Source organism: Nonomuraea sp. NPDC049784 (assembly GCF_040659615.1).
In the GTDB taxonomy this organism is placed as follows: domain Bacteria; phylum Actinomycetota; class Actinomycetes; order Streptosporangiales; family Streptosporangiaceae; genus Nonomuraea.
In genome coordinates, this window is record NZ_JBFAMX010001329.1 from 1 (window position 1) to 1,022 (window position 1,022).

The window sequence follows — 1,022 nt, forward strand, 5'->3', positions numbered from 1 at the left end:
CTTGCGCAGCTCGGCGTCGAGCAGCGCGATCTGGGCGAGCAGCTCCTCGTGCGCGCTGCGCTCCCGCTCGGCCCGCCGGGCGAGGGCGTAGCCGCGGGGCAGGTTCGCGTACGCCTCCAGGCCGGCGGGCAGGTAGCGGCGGATCGTCTGCGACACCACGTGGAGCTGGTCGGGCGAGGAGGTGAGCTGCTCGGCCCTGGCCAGCACACCCCTGAGGACGTCGGCCAGCGCGTCCACGGCGGCGTGCACGTCCGCTGGGAAGCGCCCGTCGATCCGCCGGAGCAGCCCGTCCAGGTCGGCGCGCAGTGCCAGCGTCTCCACCTCGGCGTGCGAGATCGTCAGCCGGACGCGGTCCGGCGGGGCGAGCAGCGCGCCCACCCCGTACAGAGCGGCCACGACCACCGGCCAGAACGTGCCCGCCAGCCCCAGGAAGTGGGCCAGCAGGCCGAGCAGCCCCAGGCAGCAGCCGACGATGTTCCTGGTCGAGCCCAGGTAACGCAGCACCCGATCACTGATAGCCACGGATCTCCTTGAACGCGGCGCCCAACGACGTCGAACGGGCGTCGAACACGGCACCGCCGGTCAGCTCGGCCACCTTGCGCATCTCCGCCACGTCGCTCTCCCCGAACAGCACCACGAACGTCGGCGCCCGGCGCCGCTCCTCCGGCAGCGACCGGTAGTACGCCTCGAAGGCGGCGTAGTCGGAGCCGTTGGTGTTCTCGCCGTCGGTCATGAGCACGATCGAGGCGTAGTGGCCGGACGCGGGCGCACGGTCGTAGGCGGCTCTGAGGCTGTCGTAGATCGCGGTGCCGCCCGCCGCGCTCAGCCCCTCCGCGAACCGCCTGATCTCGGCGAGCACCGGCTCCGGGTCGCGTTCGGGGACGGTGAAGGGGACCGGCTCCCCTGCCGTGCCGTTGAACGGGATCATCGTGACGGCCTCGCGGTTGCTGAAGCGCGAGAACGCGCCGGAGGCCGATGTGTCCGCGCCGGTCAGGGCCACCAGCGCCTGCCGCAGCGCGGCG

2 protein-coding genes are annotated in these 1,022 nt (G+C 73.0%); both read right to left on the reverse strand.

The features are described 5' to 3' along the window. A partial coding sequence (locus tag AB0J09_RS65795; protein ID WP_360714771.1) for a hypothetical protein occupies nt 1-522 on the reverse strand: 522 nt, incomplete at its 3' end. Continuing rightward, the coding region (locus AB0J09_RS65800; protein ID WP_360714773.1) for a VWA domain-containing protein at nt 509-1,022 on the reverse strand (514 nt) is incomplete at its 5' end. The genes AB0J09_RS65795 and AB0J09_RS65800, both read right to left, overlap by 14 nt.